Origin of the sequence: Actinotignum stranguriae (assembly GCF_051265215.1) — a bacterium.
GTDB lineage: Bacteria > Actinomycetota > Actinomycetes > Actinomycetales > Actinomycetaceae > Actinotignum > Actinotignum schaalii_C.
The window spans coordinates 1-1484 of record NZ_JBOZCJ010000045.1 but is presented as its reverse complement, the minus strand read 5'-3'; the positions used below and the strand labels follow the sequence as shown (position 1 = coordinate 1484).

Below are 1484 nucleotides of genomic sequence, written 5' to 3'. Positions count from 1 at the left end.
GGGGGTGCGGACGGTTTCCTAGAGATTTTTAAGGAGAACGTTCAATGAGTAAGCGTACGTATACGAGCGAGCAGATCCGTAAAGCCCTCACCACCTACCAACGCACGCAATCGGTAACCGCCACGGTCCGTAAACTCGGCTACCCCGGACGAGACACGCTCTACAAATGGATCAGGAATAACAACGAGAAACCAGACCAGAGAAAACCAAAGAAACACGCCCCTAACCAGAAAATACCGGCGGACGTGAAAGTGGCTGCCTGCAAGCGATTCCGCAGCGGGGAAAACTCTTACGCCATCGCCCAGGATCTGGGAATCGTGAACTGCACAAACATCTATGCTTGGGTTAAAAAGTGGGATGCGGAAGGCAGTCTAGGACTCATGAACGAGAAAGAACGCGACCAGATCAAAGCGAAAACCCTCCACCAGTTGGAAGCCCAACTACCCCAAGACCCGCAAGAATTACGTGCTCTAGCAGCCGAACTCATCGTGCGTGAACGCGTCTTGAAAGCCCAGCTCGAGCTAGCAAAAAAAGAAGAAGCCCGCGTAAGCGGGCCTAGTGAAACGGTAGAGAAAACACAGGTAGCTAACCAGCTACGCTCTACCACACCCCTGGCGGCGGTCTTAGACGTCCTGGGCTTGCCGGCAAGCTCGTACTATTACACCGCTAAACGCCTAGAGCGGCCTGACAAGCATGCTCGCTTGCGTGAGTTGATCGCCCAGATCGCGCGTGAGGGCTTGTATACGTATGGGTATCGGCGTATCCATTTAGCGCTTAGAAAGCTTGGGTATGTGGTCTCGGAGAAAATCATCCAGCGCTTGATGCACGAAGAGGAAATCCCGGTCAGGTATGCCAAAGCACGCCGGAAGTACTCCAGTTACGGCGGGGAGATCAGCCCCGCGCCGGAAAACCTGGTCAAGCGTGACTTCCACGCTGATGAGCCAGGACGGCTTTGGCTCACCGATATCAGCGAGTTCCACGCAGCTAACGGCAAGGTTTATCTTTCCCCGATTATTGACTGTTATGACGGGAAAGTCGTGGCCTATACGAGGGGATTACACCCAACCTCAGTGTTGGCTGATTCCTCCCTTGAAAACGCACTGGCAACCCTCCCGCACCAGCGCCTAAGCCAGCTACAAGCCGGCGAACCTGAGCACCCACTCGTGATTCATTCGGATCGGGGAGTCCACTACCGGTCTGTGTCCTGGATTGAGCTTACGCGGCGTTACGGGTTGACGCGGTCGATGTCGAAGAAGGGGTGTAGTCCGGATAACTCGGCTTGTGAGGGATTTTTCGGGCGGATGAAAACCGAGATCTATCACGGGAAGAAGTGGGCTACAACTGATGAGTTATGCGAGGCGATAGACGAGTATATGCTCTTCTATAACCAGAAACGTATTACCTTGAAGTTCGATGGTTTAACAATTATGGAACAGCGTCAAGCGGTTTTAAGCAATAATGTCCAATAAACAGTCCGCAGCCCC

At 53.3% G+C, this 1484-nt stretch carries 1 protein-coding gene; it reads left to right on the top strand.

What is annotated here, in order from left to right:
* Positions 1 to 44: 44 nt before the first annotated feature.
* Positions 45 to 1469 carry an IS3 family transposase gene (locus tag ACRQEG_RS09465; protein WP_394533086.1) on the top strand — a complete coding sequence of 475 codons (1425 nt, stop codon included), beginning with the start codon at positions 45 to 47 and terminating at the stop codon, positions 1467 to 1469.
* The last annotated feature ends 15 nt before the right edge of the window (positions 1470 to 1484 follow it).

Excerpts from the sequence above, each read along its gene's own strand:
- ACRQEG_RS09465 (WP_394533086.1), top strand. The coding sequence starts at position 45 with ATGAGTAAGCGTACGTATACGAGCGAGCAGATCCGTAAAGCCCTCACC.